This is a genomic window from Williamsia sp. Y712, assembly GCF_059445525.1.
Window position 1 is genome coordinate 2,513,823 of record NZ_JCAIUN010000001.1, and the last position, 17,371, is coordinate 2,531,193.

A 17,371-nucleotide genomic window follows, 5' to 3' on the forward strand; every position below is an offset into this window, starting at 1 on the left:
TCATTGTGCGATTTCAGACCGTTACGATTCCCGTTCGGTTTCATCGGTTGACTGGCGGTAGACGCTGTCGGTGCGGGCCTGAACACGAAAAACGTTGTAGTGCAAAAGTCTTGCAGGGAACCTGTGTCGGACCATGGTGGTCGATGTCTTCAGATGGCGGGGAACGCGCCAGGATTCGCGGCACCCGTGACGCAAATCACTGATCTGGAGAAGACCATACCGCTGGAAGGGTGGAATGTGAAGGTTTCCGGAGAAATCGATCCAAATTGTTTTCGGCGAGAGATGCTCTACCGCAAGAGAGTTGGTGAAACGACGAGGGATTTCCGGGCGATGGTTTCGCGATGATGATGCCTGGGAGGGCATGGCTGATCCGGACCCGTTGCGTGTCATCAAATGTTGTCTGGAGCACGGGGAACGGGACGCATGTACTCAGGTGCGTTCGTTGTTTGCCGGTTCCTATCCGGGCACGCCGGTACACATCGCAGTGCTACCGTCCCTGCCAGTTCGGTTCGCGTTTCTCGATGAATGCCAGGGCGCCTTCTTTGGCGTCGTTGCTGCGGAAGACGATCTCGCGCTGCTGGGCGAGCCGCTTTTCGGCGGCTGCGGCGTCGGTGACCGAGAGTCGGACGAGCTCTTTGCAGGCTGCCAGGCCCAGAGGAGCGTTGGCCGCGACGCGTTCTGCGTAGGCAATGGCGTTGTCCAGCACGTCTTCCGGTGCGGCGACGGCATTGACCAGGCCGATCTGGTATGCCCGGTCGGCGGTGAAATAGTCGCCGGTCATTGTCATCTCGAAGGCGATACCCAGCGGGATGCGGGTTCCGAGGGAGGTCCCGCCGCCGGCGGGGAAGAGGCCGCGCTTGATCTCGGGTAGCCCGAACTCGGCTGTGGACGACGCGACGATGATGTCGCAGCCGAGGAGCAGTTCGAGGCCACCGCCGATGGCGGTGCCGTTGGCGGCACCGATCACCGGCACGGAAAGGCCGCCGGCAGCGAGGCGGGTGAAGCCTTCGGAGGTGAAGTTGCCACCGTCGGCGAAGTCGCGGAGGTCCATTCCGGCACAGAAGGCGCGGTCGCCGGTCCCGGTCAGGACGATGGCGCGGATCTCCGGGTCGGCTTCTGCCTCGAGCGCGGCGCTGCCGATACCGCGAAGCAGGCTGCCGGTCATCGCATTTCGGGCCTCAGGTCGGTTCAGACGCAGGACCAGGACAGCCCCGCGCCGCTCTGTGATGAGTTCGTCAGCGCTTGTCCCGGTCCTGGTGATCATGACTTGTAGTCGCTCGATGCTGCGAACTCGGCTGCTTCCCGCATCAGCTTGGTGATGACCGGGCCGTAGGCCTGCAACTTGATGTCGTCACCGGCACGCTGGAAACCCTGCTCGAGGATGATGGCGAGTTTCCACTTGGCCAGCACCAGGTAGTAGTCCAGATCGTCGACCTGGCGGCCCGACACCTTGGAGTAGTGGTTGACTATCTCATCGCGCGAGGGCATCCCGGACAGGTCGACATAGCTCGCCTTCGATGCCTCGGGTGCGTTGGTGTCCTCGGGCCAGCCCTGAACCATCCAGGCCAGGTCCAGCTTCGGGTCGCCGACGGTACCCATCTCCCAGTCGACGATAGCGGCGAGCTGGGCCGGGGCGCCTTCCTTGAACATGACATTGGCGAACTGGTAGTCGCCGTGCATGATTCCGGGGATGAAGTCGATCGGCTTGTGAGCGTTCAGCCAGGCGGTGGCCTCGCTCATACCCTCGAGTTCACGGCCCTTGATCCGATCGAAGAACCGGGTCCACCGAGACACCTGGCGCTCATGGAAGCCGTCGGGCCGGCCCAGATCGCCGAGGCCCTGAGCCTTCCAATCGACCTTCGACAGCAGCGCGATACCCTCGGCCAGCTGATATGCCAGGCCTTTTCGCAATTCGAGGTCGGAGGTGAACGGTTCCTTCCACTGCTTGTTGTCCATCGGCGACCAGCCGTCGACGTAGCCCATCAGGTAGAACGAGCGCCCCAGGACCGAGGTGTCGGAGCAAGCAGCAATCGCTTCGGTGTGCGGCACATCGGTGCCCTCGAGGGCCTCGATGATGCGCCATTCGCGCATGATGCCCTCATCGCGGTCGGCCGGCGCGGCGGTCGGCGGCATCCGGATCACCGAAACATGTTCTCCGCGAGTGAGCTTGTAGATTTCGTTCTGCGTTCCGCCGGACAGGAACTTGGCCTCGAGCGGTTCACCTTTGCCGAGTCCGGCCTGGTCCATCCAGTCCGCGAGCTTAGTCAGGTCCATCAGAGGTTCCCCACTTCGAGTTCGAGAAATTCGGCGTATTTGGCTTTGGCTGCAGCTTGTTTGCGAGGGATCCACTCGGTGGGCCACAGATCGTCGGTGGCCTTGTAGTCGCGCAATACCTGCTTGGCGACGGTCATCTTGTGGACCTCGGTCGGGCCGTCGGCCAGACCCATCACCGCGGCGCCGTGCACCATGGTCAGGAACGGCATCTCGTTGGTCACACCCAGTGCGCCGTGTACTTGCATTGCCCGCCAAGCGATGTCGTGCAGGACCGTGGGCATGACCACCTTGGCGGTGGCGATGTCTTTGCGGACCTTCTTGTAGTCGTTGTACTTGTCGATCTTCCAGGCCGTGTTGAGGACGAACAGCCGGAACTGTGCCAACTGGGCGTACGAGTCGGCGATGTAGCCCTGGATGAACTGCTTGTCGGCCAGAAGGCTGCCCGCGGTTTCGCGGCTGAGGACGCGTTCGCACATCATGTCGATTGCCTTCTGCGCCAACCCGATCGTGCGCATGGCGTGGTGGATCCGGCCACCGCCGAGGCGGGTTTGCGCCACTGCGAATGCCTGACCTTCGCCGCCGAGCAGTGCGCTGTCGGGGACGCGGACGTTGTCGTAGTGGATCAGGGCGTGGGTGCCTTCGTCCATCGGCTCGCCGAACAGTCCGACGTTGCGTTCGATGATCACGCCCGGGGTGTCGGTGGGGACCAGAAACATCGACATGCCCTTGTACGCGCTCACGTCGGGGTTGGTGACAACCATGACGATGAGGAACGACGCGGTCTTGGCGTTGGACGAAAAGTACTTGTAGCCGTTGATGATCCAGTGATCGCCGTCGCGGACCGCGCTGGTCTTGAACTGCGTCGGATCGGCGCCGGCCTGCGGCTCGGTCATCGAGTAGCTCGAGAAACATTCGCCGTCGAGCAGTGGCTGCAGGTACTGCTTCTTCTGGTCCGGCGTGCCGTAGTGGGCGATGATCTCGGCGTTGCCCGTGTCGGGGGCCTGGCAGCCGAAGACGATCGGCGCCCACGAGGAGCGGCCGAGGATCTCGTTGAGCAGGGCCAGCTGGAGCTGGCCGTAGCCCTGACCGCCGAGGTCTGGGCCGAGGTGGGTCGCCCACAAACCCTGATCACGAACCTGCTGCTTGAGAGGGTCGATCGCCTTGCGACGTCCCCCGTCGAGCGGGACGAACTGCATATGTGGCCACGCGTGATCGAGTGGTTCGACTTCTTCGCGGACAAATTCATCGGCCCAGTCCAGTTTCGCCTGGTACTGCGGGTCGGTCTCAAAATCCCATGCCATGGAGGCCTCCTCGTTCCGTGCGAGAATAGCATTCTGCTCGTTCGGAATGCAATTCTTATAGTTGGGAAGAGTGTTCCGTTGGTGATTGAGAAAATGGGCACGCGGGAGCGACCGGCAAGGTCTGGACCAGGCGGTCTGCTGTGATTTGTGTGTTCGCAAGGGGTCGGCAGCGTTCACGTGAAGTTCGTGCGCCGAGCCGAGCCGAGTCGCGGAGCCTCGTTGAGGCGGTCACGGTTTCTGCGCGGTATCGGCGTGGTCGGACAGTGGCGTGCACGCAGCGATGGGGGCGCAAGAATGTGATCTTGAAACCGCTTGAGAGGACCGATTTCAGGGATTATGGATCGCCGAAATCGTCAGAGATCTAGACCTGTGGAGGCGATGGGTGTTCAACACCGACCTCGGCCGACGCCGCGGGTCGAAGAAGCGGCGCCGGCCCGAGTTGGAGCCGTTCAGATACCGGTGGTCACAAACGGAACCGCTGCCTCACCGGTGTAGACGAGGAAGGTGAAGGACTCCTGGAAGTACAGGTTGATTCCGTTCGCATCGTGGGAGTCGTAGCCGATCGAAACGTCTTGTCCGATGGTGAGATCGAAGTCGCCGCCACGGGTGCTCAGCAGGAACGCCTCATCAATGGCAGGGGCCCAGATGATGTCGCCATCGATCACGCGCTGCAGATGCTGGATGATCGGGTAGCCATGATTGGAGGTCTCGTTGACCTTCAACCACACGTCGGCGCTCAGTGCCAACGAGTACGGACCGCTCACCGACGACAGGCGGAGCCGGCTCAACGCCTGGCTGATCGCCTCGGGGTATTCGCGAACATCGCTGGGAAGCTTGATCGGATCGCCCGGGGCCTGGCTGCGGATGCCCGCGATGCCTGCGGCGGAATAGCCTTCGAAGATGGCGCGGTCCTCGGCCTGGGCAAGGCTGCGCGCCGCCTCGATGACCGGATCCCAATCGGAGTCCTGCGCACCGCGGTCGACGTCGTCGACTGCCTGGCGGCTGACCGTGAACGGAACCTTCAATTCGATGATCGACTGCGACGTGCGGGCACTGGCTTCGATACCAGCGCGCGGTGCGTCGATGGGAAGGCGACGTCCGGTGGTGACCGCGGCGAGTTCCAACCCATGCGGACCGTTGACGTCGACGAGTCGACGACCGGCACTGTTGCGCTTGAAGGTTCGGGTCGCCTCCTCCTCGATCTCTTTCCAGGCCGCAGCAGAGATCGGCGCGAGTTCGCGGTGCAGGTTGTTCATTTTTCCTCCGTGGTCAACTGCCGGCGCCGGGAGAGGTCGCCGATTCGAAGCGACCCCAAGTCGGGGACCGTGTCGGTGGTGATGGTTTCGGGATCGTTCGTGTCGTCTTCAGCCGTTTCGGATCCACCGGTCGGGAGCTCGGGCGGATCGTCGAGAAATTCGATGGTGGGCGCAAAGTAGCGACTACCGGTGACGGCGGTGGAGAAGTCGAGTAGCCGGTCGTAATTGCCCTCGGGTTTACCGATGAACATGTTTCGGAGCATTTCGTCCGTCACCTCAGGGCCTGCCGAGTAACCGAGGAAGTACGTTCCGAACTCGTCTTGGCCAACCCTGCCGAACGGCATGTTGTCGCGCATGATCTGCACCTGCTCACCGTCTTCGTTTTCGATGACTGTCAGCGCGGTATGCGAGTTGGACGGTTTGGTGTCGTCGTCCATTTCGATGTTGTCCCACTTGGTCCGGCCGAAGACCCGTTCCTGCTCGTCGGTGCTCGTCGCCTTCCAGGCAGCCATGTCGTGCAGATACTTCTGGATCAAGACATAACTGCCACCGGCAAAGTCAGGGTCGTCGTCGGCGTCGACGATCACTGCCCGTTCGGCTGCCGGACCATCAGGATTCTCGGTGCCGTCGACGAACTCGACCATCGAGCGCATGTCGAACAACCGGAATCCGTGGACTTCGTCGACCACGGTCACGGCGCCTTTGAGGGCAAAGGTGATCTGCTTGGCTATCTCAAAGCAGGCGTCCATGGTCCTGGCGCGGATGTGGAAGAGCAGGTCACCGTCTGTTGCCGGTGCCGCATGCACCGCGCCTTGCAACGGGATGAAGGGGGCAAGGCCGGCCGGCCGGGGACCGGTGAACAGCCGGTCCCAGACGTCTGACCCGATGCCGACCACACACAGCAGCCGGGAATCGGGAACTCGTGTGGCGACCGATCGGATGAGCCCGGTGACACCGGAAAGGAAATCCCAGACCTCTGCTTCGGCGCCCTCGTTGACAGTGGCAACCAGGAAGATCGCGGCTTCCGGTAGCCGCGCCAGAATGGGTTGCGGTGTCGGGCCTTCAGAACCGATGATGATCGTTGCCTTCCGCCTGCTGATGGACCTATTCGAATTACGTTAGCGTTTCTCGGAGCCGTTGGGTGCGTTGACACCCCACCCGACAATTGTGCGCAGACTTTCGCCCCGAACACATGAGTCGAATGTCCCATGTGCGGATAGCGCGCAAAAATGTCGTTAGAACTTGACGCGTGATGTGTTCAAGCCCCGGGCCGATGGGTAGAACGTAAGACGTGAGACCACATCAAAAGCCGCGTCCCAGTGCAGTATTCGATCCCGAACCACTCCAGCGGGTGGGTCTGTGACACTCACGTCGATCTTGCCGACCCTGCGCGCGAGCATCCCGGACCCGATCAACAGTTCGTTGTGGCCCGACCACACAACCACCACCGTGACGGACGTTCTCGTCGACGGTCTGTCGATGACGCATCTAGTCGAATTGTCGGGAATGCCCGCGGTCTATCCGAGCCGAACGCCGGGGCGAGGTGTGGTGATGATGCGCGTCGTGGAAGCCCGCACCATCGGTCCACGCAGGCGGATGATCTGCGTCGATTTCGATGCCGAGCGAGTGCAGCTGGTCTGGTCCGAGGCCCGATTGATCGGCCGGGTCTCGACTGCGCGAGTGGAGTCGACCGACATCGGTCCGAAGGGGCGAGAATGCGCGCTCACCGTGCCGCGCCCGGCGGATATCTCGCCCGGTGATGTGCTGGCCGTGCCCTGTGAGATGCCACTGCAGTTATGGCAACCCGACCGGCCCGCAGGATTGGTGGCAGAGGTCTTTTCGCCGACCGCGTAACCGACTAGGTTCGGGGGTGACCCGACCTCGGGAGGTGGCCGCAGATGACATCCACGCCGGTGAAGGTGGATCGTGACGGTCCGGTCACCGTGATCAGCATCAACCGGCCAGAGGTTCGTAACGCCGTTGACGGCGTGACAGCGCAGGCCCTGGCCGACGCCTTCCGGGAGTTCGACACCGATCCCGCAGCGTCAGTGGCGGTGTTGCACGGTGAAGGCGGAACATTCTGCGCCGGTGCCGATCTCAAAGCCGTGGCATCCGGGCGCAACGTGAACCGGATCGAGGCCGAGGGTGATGGTCCGATGGGGCCGACACGAATGCGATTGTCCAAGCCCGTCATCGCGGCCATCGCCGGGCATGCGGTGGCAGGCGGTTTGGAACTCGCGTTGTGGGCCGATCTCCGGGTCGCCGACGAAGACGCCGTTCTCGGAGTGTTCTGCCGTCGTTGGGGTGTACCGCTCATCGACGGCGGCACCGTGCGGCTACCGCAATTGATCGGAACGTCACGGGCCATGGACCTGATCTTGACCGGACGCCCGGTCTCAGCGGGCGAAGCCGGTCAGATGGGGCTGGTCAACCGGGTGGTGCCGGTCGGCGAAGCGGTGGCGGCGGCCCGGCAACTAGCCCGCGAACTGGCCGCGTTCCCACAGACCTGTATGCGCCAAGACCGGCTCTCGTTGCTCGAACAGGAAGGGCTCACCGAGGAAGACGCCATCCTCAACGAATACGACCATGGCCTGACCTCACTATCGACCGACACCGTTGCCGGAGCGACCCGGTTCGCCGGGGGAGCGGGCCGACACGGGTCGTTCGACGAAGGGTGAGGACAAAGATTGAAGCCGGTGAGGTGTCGGTCGGCGAGAACGTCGATCTCATCACCACCTATTCTGGATAAATGAGTGCCACCACCACGACTCCGGCCGACATCGAACAGATCGTGCGCGGCCAGGCGACCGCCGCAAAAGCCGCATCGCGCGTGCTCGCGGGCCTGACCACCGATCAGAAGAACAGAGTTCTGCACGACGCCGCCGAGGCATTGCTGACGCAGGCCGATTCGATTCTGGCCGCCAACGCCGAAGACGTCGCACGGGCGCAGGCCGCCGGGACCGAGGCCAGCCTCATCGATCGGCTGCGTTTGACGGCAGAGCGGATCGACGGCATCGCCACCGGACTGCGCCAGGTGGCCGGACTGCCCGATCCGATCGGCGATGTGATCGCGGGCAAAACCTTGCCCAACGGTATGCAGTTGCGACAGGTGCGGGTGCCGCTCGGTGTGGTGGGCATGGTCTACGAAGCCCGTCCCAACGTCACAGTCGACGCGTTCGGCATCGCGCTCAAGTCGGGCAATGTGGCGCTGCTGCGTGGCTCGTCGTCGGCGGCCAGTTCCAACGCCGAACTCGTCCGGATCTTGCGCGACACCCTGACTGCCGCCGGGCTGCCTGCCGATGCGGTGCAATTGTTGCCGTCGGAAGACCGGTCCAGCGTCACCCACCTCATCCGCGCCCGCGGGCTCGTCGACGTGGTGATCCCGCGCGGCGGGGCCGGATTGATCAAGGCAGTGGTGGAGAACGCGACGGTGCCGACCATCGAAACCGGAACCGGTAACTGCCACATCTACATTCACTCGGCAGCCGATCTCGACATGGCCGAGGATCTGGTCCTCAACTCCAAGACCCGCCGGCCCAGCGTCTGCAACACCGCCGAGACCGTCCTCATCGACCAGGCCATCGCCGGAACCGCGTTGCCTCGCCTGACACAGGCGTTGCAGAGCGCCGGGGTGATCATCCACGGCGACGAACCGGGCATGGTCCCGGCCACCGAAACCGATTGGGCCGATGAGTACCTGACGCTCGACATCGCCGTGAAGATCGTCGCGGATATCGACGAGGCCGTCGACCACATCGACCGGTACGGCACCAGCCACACCGAGGCGATCGTGACCGCCGACCTGGCTGCGGCCACCGAGTTCACCCAGCGCGTCGATGCCGCAGCTGTCATGGTGAATGCCTCCACCGCGTTCACCGATGGTGAGCAGTTCGGATTCGGTGCCGAGATCGGCATCTCCACCCAGAAGCTGCACGCCCGTGGCCCGATGGGGCTCCCAGAACTGACGTCCACCAAGTGGATCGCCTGGGGCAACGGCCAGACCCGGCCACGCTAGCCCGAGCTCCGGGCCTGATCCCGCTGCCCGTCCAACCACATACCCAGGAGCAAAAACGATGGCCGTAGAGCCCAGTTTCACCGACGTGCCCGGCGTACGCGAGACGCTTGCCGGCGTTGGGTACCTGGCCGACGAGGCAACCTCGACGTCGGTGTTCCTGGCCGACCGGCTGGGTAAACCACTACTCGTCGAAGGCCCCGCCGGTGTCGGCAAAACAGAGTTGGCGCGGGCGATCTCGCAATCCACGGGCGCCGATCTGGTGCGACTGCAGTGCTATGAGGGCATCGACGAGGCCCGCGCGCTCTACGAGTGGAACCACGCCAAGCAGATCCTGGCGATCCAGGCGACCGGTCAGCGTGGCTGGGACGAGACCAAGGCAGACATCTTCTCCGAAGAGTTCCTGCTGGCGCGTCCGCTGCTCAAGGCGATCACCGCGCCCGGACGGACCGTGCTGCTCATCGACGAGGTCGACAAGGCCGACGTCGACATCGAAGGCCTGCTCCTCGAGGTCCTCAGCGATTTCGCGATCACGATCCCCGAGATGGGCACGGTCACCGCCGCCCGACGACCGATCGTGCTGTTGACCTCCAATGCGACCCGCGAGCTGTCCGAGGCCCTCAAGCGTCGCTGCCTGTTCCTGTTCATCGATTTCCCCGACGCGGCGCGTGAGCGGGAAATCCTGGCCAGCCGGGTGCCGCAGCTCGCCGAGTCGGTCGCCAAGGAACTCGTCCGCATCATCGGCGTCCTGCGTACCCTCGACATCCGCAAGAAGCCGTCGGTGGCCGAGACGATCGACTGGGCCAACACACTGCTGGCGCTGGGTGTCGGAGAGAAGCCGGGGACCGAGATCGACAACGCGCTCATCGCCCAGACCCTGGGCGTCGTCCTCAAGCACCGTCCGGACGTGGCCACGGCCCTCAAGGAACTGAAGCTGAGCTGAGCACGCCGTGACTGCACCCTTCATCACCCAGCTCACCGGGTTCGTCGACGACCTCCGGGCCCGCGGGATCGTCGTCGGGCCTGCGAACCTGATCGATGCCGGGGAGGCAACCGCGGTCCTCGATCTCCTCGACCGTGAGAGCTTCCGGGAGGGGATGGCCTGCACTCTGCTCCACGACAACGGACACCGCAGGGTCTTCGATTCGGTCTTCGACCTCTGGTTCCCGCTCGGCGCCGGCGACCGCAGCGGCGACCTGGACGAAGCGTTCGCCCGGGACGCCGACGGCAAGATCAACACCGAGGCCGTGCGGGACCGCCTCGCCGAACTCCTGGCCGACGACTCACCGGAATCCGAAGCGGAGCTGGCCAGGTTCGCGGCGATGATCGTCGCGGAGATGGGCAAATATCAGGCGACCCGGGATTCGGCCTACTCCACCTATCAGGCGATGTCGGCGGTTGATCCGCAGACGCTGATCGCACGGATCGCCGCGGCGATGGCCGTCGCGGGAAGCGGCACCGAGGCCGACGGCAGAGATCCGGTCTTTCGTAAGGCCGCCGCCGACCGGGTGAAACAGTTCCGGACGTTGATCGACAACGAGACAAAACGCCGGATGGCCGAGCGCAACGGACGCGAACGGGTGTCGCAGTATGCCGTCCCGAACCTGCCCGAACGCATCAACTTCCTGTCCGCAGGCGCGGCCGAGGTCGCCGAGGTCCGTCGCACCGTCGCACCATTGGCGCGACTGCTCGCATCGCGGCTGGAGGTCCGCAGGCGGCGGGCACACCGCGGCGCGATCGACGTCCGCAAAACGTTGCGCGCATCGATGTCCACCGGGGGTGTCCCGATCGACCTGGTGCGACGCAAGCCGCGTCCGGGCCGCCCCGAACTGGTGGTGCTCTGCGATGTGTCGGGGTCGGTCGCCGGATTCTCCCAGTTCACCCTCCAGCTCGTTTATGCACTGCGGCAACAGTTTTCGAGGGTCCGGGTGTTCGCGTTCGTAGACACCGTGGATGAGGTGACCGAGTTCTTCGACGGTCCCGACCTCGACGTCGGCGTGGCGATTCACGACATGGTCAAGAACGCCCGGCTGATCACCCGCGACGGTCATTCCGACTACGGCCACGCGTTCGAAGGCTTCGCCGACGAGCATCTGGACGCACTGACGCGACGCGGTGCGCTGCTCGTCCTGGGGGATGGCCGCAACAACTATCGCGACCCGAAACTCGACGCGCTGACCAAGATGGTCGATCACACCAGGCACGCCTATTGGCTCAATCCGGAGGCCGGTGTCAACTGGGATTCAGGAGACTCGATCGCCCGAACCTACTCCGATGTGATTGACATGCATGAATGCCGGAACGCCTCTCAACTGGCAAAGGTGATCGCCAACCTGCTGCCCGTATGAGCTGATCAGTAGACTCAATCCTCATGCCCGAAACGACACCTGACTCCCGCGCCTCCACAGGTCGGAAGATCGGTGTCATGGGCGGCACCTTCGACCCCGTTCACAACGGCCACCTGGTCGCTGCGAGCGAGGTCGCGGACCGCTTTGGTCTCGATGAGGTCATCTTTGTCCCCACCGGCCGGCCCTGGCAGAAGTTCAAGGCCGACGCCGGGGTCAGCCCGCCCGAAGACCGCTACCTGATGACCGTGATCGCAACCGCGTCCAATCCACGGTTCTCGGTCAGCCGGGTGGATCTCGACCGCGAAGGTGACACCTACACGGTCGACACGTTGCGTGATCTGCGCCGCATGAACCCTGACGCGGAGTTGTTCTTCATCACGGGTGCGGACGCGCTGGCATCGATCTTGTCTTGGCAGGACTGGGAAGTGTTGTTCGAGTTGTCGAGCTTTGTCGGGGTCTCCCGTCCCGGCTACGAACTCGGCGCAGCACATCTGGACAGGCATCTGCAGAAGCTCCCTCCCGATACCCTCCATCTGATGGAGATACCGGCATTGGCGATTTCGTCCACGGACTGCCGCGAACGCGCGGCGGCCGGACGGCCGGTCTGGTACCTGGTACCGGACGGAGTGGTGCAGTACATCAGTAAGAGAAAGCTCTACCAATCGAAAGGCACTCTGTGACAGCGTCACCCGAGGCGGTCGCCATGGCCACCGTCGCCGCCCATGCGGCCGCCGACAAACTGGCCGCCAATGTGATCGTTCTCGATGTTTCCGAGCAGTTGGTCATCACCGACTGTTTCGTCATCGCATCGGCCGACAATGAACGACAGGTCAGCGCCATCGTTGACGAGGTCGAGGAAAAACTGCGCGAAGCCGGCCACAAGCCGGTCCGGCGTGAGGGCACCCGTGAAGGGCGCTGGACCCTGCTCGACTACATCGACGTGGTCATCCACGTTCTGCACGAAGAGGAGCGGGAGTTCTACGCCCTCGAACGTCTGTGGAAGGACTGCCCGGTCCTCGACATCCCCGGGCTCGACACCCCCGTGATCGCGACCGGCGGTGACGACGAAGACACCGAAAGCTCGAACAATGAATGAGTTGTTGCGTCCGGACGGACACGACTCCAGCGTCGAACGGATGACGCCGGTCGTGCGTCGGCTCGTGCTGCTTCGGCACGGGCAGACCGACTACAACGCAACAAGCCGGATGCAGGGACAGCTCGACACCGATCTGTCCGAGCTCGGTGTCCACCAGGCTGCAGCGGCAGCGAAGGTGCTCGCCGCCAGGGAACCGCGGCTGATCATCTCCTCGGACCTGCGGCGGGCGCGGGACACCGCGGCTGCTCTGGCTGAGCAGGTGGGTCTGGAGGTCGGGCTGGACAAGCGCCTGCGCGAAACCCATCTCGGCGAGTGGCAGGGGCTGACCCACCACGAGGTCGACGCACTGCTGCCCGGTGCCCGCCGCATCTGGCGCGACGACGCCACCTGGACCCCACCCGGCGGCGAGAGCCGTGTCGACGTGGCCCGCCGGAGCATGCCTCTGGTGGAAGAACTCGTTGCCGGACTTGGTGATTGGGGTCGCGGCGACAACGCTGACGCACCGGTTGTCCTGGTGGCGCACGGTGGGGCGATCGCCGCCCTGACCGCCGGGCTGCTCGGACTGCCCATCAGCCACTGGCCGGTGTTCGGTGGACTGGCCAACACCAGTTGGGTCCAGCTCAGCGGGCACGGTGAAGACAACGACACCACCTGGCGGCTCGACGTGTGGAATGCGTCGGCCGAGGTCTCCGATCTGGCTGTCCAGTGAGCCGCTTGCAATGAGCCCGGACATCGCGCCGCCGGGGGGCGGCAGTCTGTTGGTGCTCTCGGATTCGCTGGCCTACTACGGGCCCAAGGGCGGGTTGCCCGCCAACGATCCGCGGATCTGGCCGACCTTGGTCGCCCAGGAGTTGGGTTTGGAGCTCGAACTGTTCGGACGGATCGGTTGGACCAGCCGCGACGTCTGGTGGGCATTGACCCAGGATCCGAACATCTGGGCTGCGGTCCCCAGGGCGAGCGCGGTGGTCTTTGCTTTCGGCGGGATGGATTCGCTCCCGTCGCCGCTGCCGACCGCTTTGCGCGAGCAGATCCGCTACGTGCGGCCGCCGCGGCTGCGGCAGTATGTCCGTGACGGCTACGGGTGGCTTCAGCCGCGGTTGGCCCGGACCGGTTGGCCGTTGGCACTGCCGCCGGCGCTCACTGCCGATTACCTCGGCAAGATCCATGAGGCCCTGATCGCGATCCGGCCTGACCTGCCGGTGGTGGCCTGCCTGCCGTCGACGCATCGCAGTCCCTACTACGGCAACGTGCACAAGGGGCGACCACAAACGGTGGCCGCGATGACCAAGTGGGCTCAGGCGGCGCATGTTCCGCTCGTTGATCTGATGCCGCCGACCGGCGCGCATTTCGACCGCGGCGAAGGTAATCCCGACGGTATCCACTGGGGCTTCGGTTGTCACCGGGAGGTGGCCGATCTTGTTCGGACCGCGGTGTCCGGCGCTCTTACGACTTCGGACGCCCTCACGACTTCCGATGCACCGACGACTAACGTGTCCCTGTGAGCGTTGTCATAGTGACCGACTCGTCGGCACGCCTGCCGGATGCGCTGCGTGAGCGGTACCGCATCAGACAGGTGCCGTTGCATGTCTTGTCAGGGGATCTCGATCTGCGGGAAGACGTCGACGAGATCGGTCCGGACATCTACAACAACCCGCAGACGACCACCTCGGGTGTGACGCCTGCCGACCTCGAGGCCGCGTACGCGCGTGCCGTCGATGAAAGCAATGGCGACGGCGTGGTTGCGGTCCACCTGTCCCGGCGGTTCAGCGGGACGTGGGGTTCGGCGCGCGTGGTTGCCGAGAAGTTCCAGGGCCACATCCGAGTGGTCGACTCACGGACGGTCGGGCTCGGGGTCGGGTTCTCGGCTCTTGCCGCGGCGCAGAACGCCGAAGCCGGTGCCGACATGGACCGCGTCTACGAAGCGGCGATCCGGGTCGGGTCGACGACAGAGTGCCTGCTGTGTGTGCAGCAGTTGGAGAATCTGCGGTCGAGTGGACGGATCGGCGCCACCACCAGATTGTTTGCCTCGGCGCTCGCGATCAAGCCCATTCTGAGAGTGGTCGACGGGACGTTGGTCCTCAAGGAAAAGCAGCGGACCACGTCCAAGGCCATCGCCAAGATCATCGATTCCGGCGTCGAGATCGCCGACCAGCGGCCGGTGACCCTCGGTGTACAGCATTGTGAGGCACCGGATCTCGCGGCGCAGATCATCGAAGCGCTGCAGTCCAAGCTGACCATCACCTCGCTGGTGCAGTCCGATTTCGGTCCGGTGTTGTCGCGGCACGTGGGCAGCGGGGCCGTGGGTATCGCGGTGACAACATCCCTTGACCCGATCGATCTCTCCTGAGTTTCCCGATCCCGCAAACGCTCCACTTCTACGAAGACGCTCCACAAATATGTGGAGCGTCTTCGTATAGGTGGAGCGTCTGGTGGCTGTTGCCGAGGTTGTCCACAGTTCGCCGCTGTGCCCACAGGATCGTCGTCGGGGCAGCTCTGTCGAGGTGATCCGGCGGGCCGGTTTCCTACGGTTCGGCCATGAGAAGCAATCTCGATCGCTTGACGGGACCGGATTCACCCGTGGCGCCACCCGAACCGCCTCAGCCACCGTGGGGGCAGTTCGAACCGCTACAGCCCGCACCGGCGCAGGTCGATGCGTCCCGGTCTGAAGAGACACGGTCTGAACCCGCTGCGCCCGACTGGTTGGGGTCGGCGCAGTGGTTGCATGGAAGTCAGTCGTACGAGCCTGAGCGTGCTGATCCTGCCGAGTCAGATGAGGTCGATGACGGGTATCGGCCACGGTGGGCAGAGGAAGACCCTGACCCCGAGGGGCCGCTGAGACGCCGGTGGCGCTCGACACCGGCGGCTGCCATCGCGTTGGTTGCGGTGGGGCTGTGCGCCACCGCCATTGCCCTGTACACAGCCTTCGCCAGTGGCGATACGGGTCCGCAGGTTCCGGTGAACTTTCCCACCACGGCCGGGGTGTCCTCACCGACCGCCAGTGCGAATGCAGGTGTGGCAGCTCCTGAGAGTGCGCAGGCCCCAGTCGAACTCGTGGTCAGTGTGGTGGGTCTGGTGCAACGGCCAGGACTGGTCCGTCTGGCTCCGCAATCTCGGGTGGCCGACGCCATCAGCAAAGCAGGCGGCGCGAAGAACGGCGCGGATCTGTTGTCGCTGAACATGGCCCAGCCGCTTCGCGACGGCGATCAGATCCTGGTCGGGTTCGCCGATCCGGAGGGTGGGGTGCAGATGCGCAGCGCGGTGATCCCGGTCGATGGTTCCGGGGGCGCCGGTGCCACGACCGCGGCGCCTGCACCAGTCGGTTCCGGGCCGACCGGGACCGCGCCTGCGTCCGGGGGACTGGTCAATATCAACACGGCGACCGAGGTCGAGCTCGACACCTTGCCCGGCGTGGGACCGGTGACCGCGGCGTCGATCATCTCTTGGCGGCAGGCCAACGGCAACTTCGCCTCCGTTGACCAATTGGCGGAGGTCGACGGGATCGGGCCCGGTCGTCTGGAGAAACTCCGGGACAAGGTCACGGTGTGACAGTTTCTGCGGTGTCGACTGGTCTGGTACGCGCCCGGCTCGACATGCGGTTGGTGCCCGCCGCGGCCGGGAGTTGGCTGATTTCGACTCTGGGAGTGCTCAGTTCGATCCCGGTCACCGCCGCCGCGGCAGGTACGGCATCGCTGAGCACGATCGTGATGATCGTCGCGATGATGCGTGGCTCGCGAATGGTGATGCTGCCCTTGCTGATCGGATTCGCCGGAACTCTGGCGGGGTTCGGATGGGCGATGGTCCTCCGGCAGCATCACATTGCGTCGAATCCGTTGGCGGACCATGGTGTGCGGGGGAGCAAGGCAATCGCAACGGTGCGTATCTCCGACGACCCGAAGATCATCGCGCGCACCGACAGGGTGGTGGTGGCGGTGACGGTGGTGGATGTGCGTGGTCGTTCGGTCCCGAGAGTCGGTGCCACCGTGCTGGCCCCGATCGACGGGTGGCTGGAATTGATGCCGGGGCAACAGGTCTCTGCGGTGTTCACGGTGTCCGAGCCCCGCAGGCCGGATCTCACCGTCGCCACACTCACCACCGCCGGCGCGCCGACGAAAGTCCGTGGCCCACCGGCTCATCAGCGTTGGGCGGGTACGGTGCGTGCCAAGTTTCAACAGGTGTCGTCGCAGGCACTGGGGGAGCCCGAGTCAGGCCTGCTGCCGGGATTGGTGCTGGGGGACACCTCGGCGTTGAGCGACGATCTGAAGGACAGTTTCCGGGCCTGTGGGCTGACTCACCTGACCGCTGTGTCCGGAGCCAACTTTGCGATCATCATCGGGGCACTGCTCCTGGTGGTGCGTTGGCTCGGTGCCGGTCCGCGTCTTGCGGTGGCACTGACCGCGATTGCCATCGTGGTGTTCGTGATCTTGGTCCGGCCGAGCCCGAGCGTCGTCCGTGCGGCGTTTATGGGTGGCGTGGGATTGTCGGCGCTGTTGATCCGCCGGCGCTCGCAGGCCATGCCAGCGCTCTGTGCGGCGATCATGACCCTGCTGATGATCTGGCCGGCCTTCGCGGTGCAACCGGGCTTCCTGCTGTCGGTGATCGCCACTGCCGGGCTCATCGTGCTTGCACCTGTTGTTGCGCAATGGCTTCGGAATCATCATGTTCCGGTCGGTGTTGCCGAACTGCTTGCGGTGGCCGTGGTCGCGCAGGTGGTGACCACCCCGGCCGTCCTGCTGATCAGTGGACAGATCAGCATGATTGCGATCGTGGCCAACCTCATGGTGACACTGGTGGTGGCACCGATCACCGTGCTCGGTACCTGCGCGGCGGTGGCGGCGATGATCTGGCCGCCTGTCGCGGTGGTCCTCGCCCGGTTCACCGGCCCCGAACTCTGGTGGATGGTGTCGGTGGCCGAAAACCTCAGCCGCGTTCCGTTTGCAACGTTGACCCTGTGGTGATCAACCCATTTCAGGCTCCCGCTCACGAAGCTCACGCCCGCGCGGTCTGCAGAGCGCGCGGGCGTGAGAACTGCGCGCGGGAGCAAGAACAATGCGCGGGGGCGGGACGTCGGGAGGTGTCGCAGCTGT

General features: G+C 64.4%; 17 protein-coding genes. 12 read left to right on the forward strand and 5 right to left on the reverse strand.

Annotation, left to right across the window (positions count from 1 at the left end):
* Nucleotides 1-487 precede the first annotated feature (487 nt).
* From AC1D75_RS11480 to AC1D75_RS11500, 5 genes are all read right to left on the reverse strand, one after another.
* Nucleotides 488-1,264, reverse strand: a complete 777-nt coding sequence (locus AC1D75_RS11480; RefSeq protein WP_495515334.1) for an enoyl-CoA hydratase-related protein — start codon at nt 1,262-1,264, stop codon at nt 488-490.
* Entirely contained in the window at nt 1,261-2,274 is a 1,014-nt protein-coding gene (locus tag AC1D75_RS11485; RefSeq protein WP_495515335.1) for a phosphotransferase family protein, read from the reverse strand. Before AC1D75_RS11485 ends, AC1D75_RS11480 begins: the two co-directional genes overlap by 4 nt.
* Nucleotides 2,274-3,575, reverse strand: coding sequence for an acyl-CoA dehydrogenase family protein (locus AC1D75_RS11490; protein WP_495513386.1), 1,302 nt, complete (start codon nt 3,573-3,575; stop codon nt 2,274-2,276). The genes AC1D75_RS11485 and AC1D75_RS11490 overlap by 1 nt, the downstream gene beginning before the upstream one ends.
* A gap of 449 nt (nt 3,576-4,024) precedes the next feature.
* On the reverse strand, nt 4,025-4,831 hold the full coding sequence (locus AC1D75_RS11495) for a family 1 encapsulin nanocompartment shell protein (protein WP_482143880.1): 807 nt from the start codon (nt 4,829-4,831) through the stop codon (nt 4,025-4,027).
* The gene (locus tag AC1D75_RS11500) at nt 4,828-5,871 is read right to left on the reverse strand and encodes a Dyp-type peroxidase (RefSeq protein WP_495516054.1); all 1,044 of its coding nucleotides are present in this window, start codon (nt 5,869-5,871) and stop codon (nt 4,828-4,830) included. Before AC1D75_RS11500 ends, AC1D75_RS11495 begins: the two co-directional genes overlap by 4 nt.
* 319 nt (nt 5,872-6,190) lie before the next feature.
* Between AC1D75_RS11500 and AC1D75_RS11505 the strand changes: the two genes are divergently transcribed.
* The 12 genes from AC1D75_RS11505 to AC1D75_RS11560 all read left to right on the forward strand — a co-directional run bounded on the left by AC1D75_RS11505 (nt 6,191) and on the right by AC1D75_RS11560 (nt 17,242).
* Nucleotides 6,191-6,685: an urease accessory protein UreE gene (locus AC1D75_RS11505; protein ID WP_495515336.1), complete on the forward strand. Its 495-nt coding sequence runs from the start codon at nt 6,191-6,193 to the stop codon at nt 6,683-6,685.
* Between the two features lie 44 nt (nt 6,686-6,729).
* On the forward strand, nt 6,730-7,509 hold the full coding sequence (locus AC1D75_RS11510) for a crotonase/enoyl-CoA hydratase family protein (RefSeq protein ID WP_495515337.1): 780 nt from the start codon (nt 6,730-6,732) through the stop codon (nt 7,507-7,509).
* 71 nt (nt 7,510-7,580) lie between these two features.
* Nucleotides 7,581-8,846, forward strand: coding sequence for a glutamate-5-semialdehyde dehydrogenase (locus tag AC1D75_RS11515; RefSeq protein WP_495515338.1), 1,266 nt, complete (start codon nt 7,581-7,583; stop codon nt 8,844-8,846).
* A 58-nt stretch (nt 8,847-8,904) separates the two neighbouring features.
* Nucleotides 8,905-9,786, forward strand: a complete 882-nt coding sequence (locus AC1D75_RS11520; protein ID WP_495515339.1) for an AAA family ATPase — start codon at nt 8,905-8,907, stop codon at nt 9,784-9,786.
* A gap of 7 nt (nt 9,787-9,793) precedes the next feature.
* On the forward strand, nt 9,794-11,191 hold the full coding sequence (locus tag AC1D75_RS11525) for a vWA domain-containing protein (protein ID WP_495515340.1): 1,398 nt from the start codon (nt 9,794-9,796) through the stop codon (nt 11,189-11,191).
* Nucleotides 11,192-11,214: 23 nt separating this feature from the next.
* Nucleotides 11,215-11,871, forward strand: a complete 657-nt coding sequence (gene nadD, locus AC1D75_RS11530) for a nicotinate-nucleotide adenylyltransferase (RefSeq protein ID WP_495515341.1) — start codon at nt 11,215-11,217, stop codon at nt 11,869-11,871.
* Nucleotides 11,868-12,287: a ribosome silencing factor gene (gene rsfS / locus AC1D75_RS11535; RefSeq protein ID WP_495515342.1), complete on the forward strand. Its 420-nt coding sequence runs from the start codon at nt 11,868-11,870 to the stop codon at nt 12,285-12,287. Before nadD ends, rsfS begins: the two co-directional genes overlap by 4 nt.
* Complete coding sequence (locus tag AC1D75_RS11540) at nt 12,280-12,996, forward strand: histidine phosphatase family protein (RefSeq protein WP_495515343.1); 717 nt, start codon at nt 12,280-12,282, stop codon at nt 12,994-12,996. The genes rsfS and AC1D75_RS11540 overlap by 8 nt, the downstream gene beginning before the upstream one ends.
* A 10-nt stretch (nt 12,997-13,006) precedes the next feature.
* On the forward strand, nt 13,007-13,789 hold the full coding sequence (octT, locus tag AC1D75_RS11545; protein WP_495515344.1) for a diglucosylglycerate octanoyltransferase: 783 nt from the start codon (nt 13,007-13,009) through the stop codon (nt 13,787-13,789).
* Nucleotides 13,786-14,634, forward strand: coding sequence for a DegV family protein (locus tag AC1D75_RS11550; RefSeq protein WP_495515345.1), 849 nt, complete (start codon nt 13,786-13,788; stop codon nt 14,632-14,634). The genes octT and AC1D75_RS11550 overlap by 4 nt, the downstream gene beginning before the upstream one ends.
* 188 nt (nt 14,635-14,822) lie before the next feature.
* Nucleotides 14,823-15,833 carry a ComEA family DNA-binding protein gene (locus AC1D75_RS11555; protein ID WP_495515346.1) on the forward strand — a complete coding sequence of 337 codons (1,011 nt, stop codon included), beginning with the start codon at nt 14,823-14,825 and terminating at the stop codon, nt 15,831-15,833.
* Nucleotides 15,830-17,242: a ComEC/Rec2 family competence protein gene (locus tag AC1D75_RS11560; protein ID WP_495515347.1), complete on the forward strand. Its 1,413-nt coding sequence runs from the start codon at nt 15,830-15,832 to the stop codon at nt 17,240-17,242. The genes AC1D75_RS11555 and AC1D75_RS11560 overlap by 4 nt, the downstream gene beginning before the upstream one ends.
* Nucleotides 17,243-17,371 lie beyond the last annotated feature (129 nt).

What these genes read in the sequence shown, in the direction of transcription:
- AC1D75_RS11485 (WP_495515335.1), bottom strand. Translation starts at nt 2,274, where the DNA reads ATGGACCTGACTAAGCTCGCGGACTGGATGGACCAGGCCGGACTCGGC.
- AC1D75_RS11520 (WP_495515339.1), top strand. Translation starts at nt 8,905, where the DNA reads ATGGCCGTAGAGCCCAGTTTCACCGACGTGCCCGGCGTACGCGAGACG.
- AC1D75_RS11480 (WP_495515334.1), bottom strand. Translation starts at nt 1,264, where the DNA reads ATGATCACCAGGACCGGGACAAGCGCTGACGAACTCATCACAGAGCGG.
- octT (WP_495515344.1), top strand. Translation starts at nt 13,007, where the DNA reads ATGAGCCCGGACATCGCGCCGCCGGGGGGCGGCAGTCTGTTGGTGCTC.
- AC1D75_RS11555 (WP_495515346.1), top strand. Translation starts at nt 14,823, where the DNA reads ATGAGAAGCAATCTCGATCGCTTGACGGGACCGGATTCACCCGTGGCG.
- AC1D75_RS11495 (WP_482143880.1), bottom strand. Translation starts at nt 4,831, where the DNA reads ATGAACAACCTGCACCGCGAACTCGCGCCGATCTCTGCTGCGGCCTGG.
- AC1D75_RS11540 (WP_495515343.1), top strand. Translation starts at nt 12,280, where the DNA reads ATGAATGAGTTGTTGCGTCCGGACGGACACGACTCCAGCGTCGAACGG.
- AC1D75_RS11515 (WP_495515338.1), top strand. Translation starts at nt 7,581, where the DNA reads ATGAGTGCCACCACCACGACTCCGGCCGACATCGAACAGATCGTGCGC.
- AC1D75_RS11490 (WP_495513386.1), bottom strand. Translation starts at nt 3,575, where the DNA reads ATGGCATGGGATTTTGAGACCGACCCGCAGTACCAGGCGAAACTGGAC.
- AC1D75_RS11510 (WP_495515337.1), top strand. Translation starts at nt 6,730, where the DNA reads ATGACATCCACGCCGGTGAAGGTGGATCGTGACGGTCCGGTCACCGTG.
- nadD (WP_495515341.1), top strand. Translation starts at nt 11,215, where the DNA reads ATGCCCGAAACGACACCTGACTCCCGCGCCTCCACAGGTCGGAAGATC.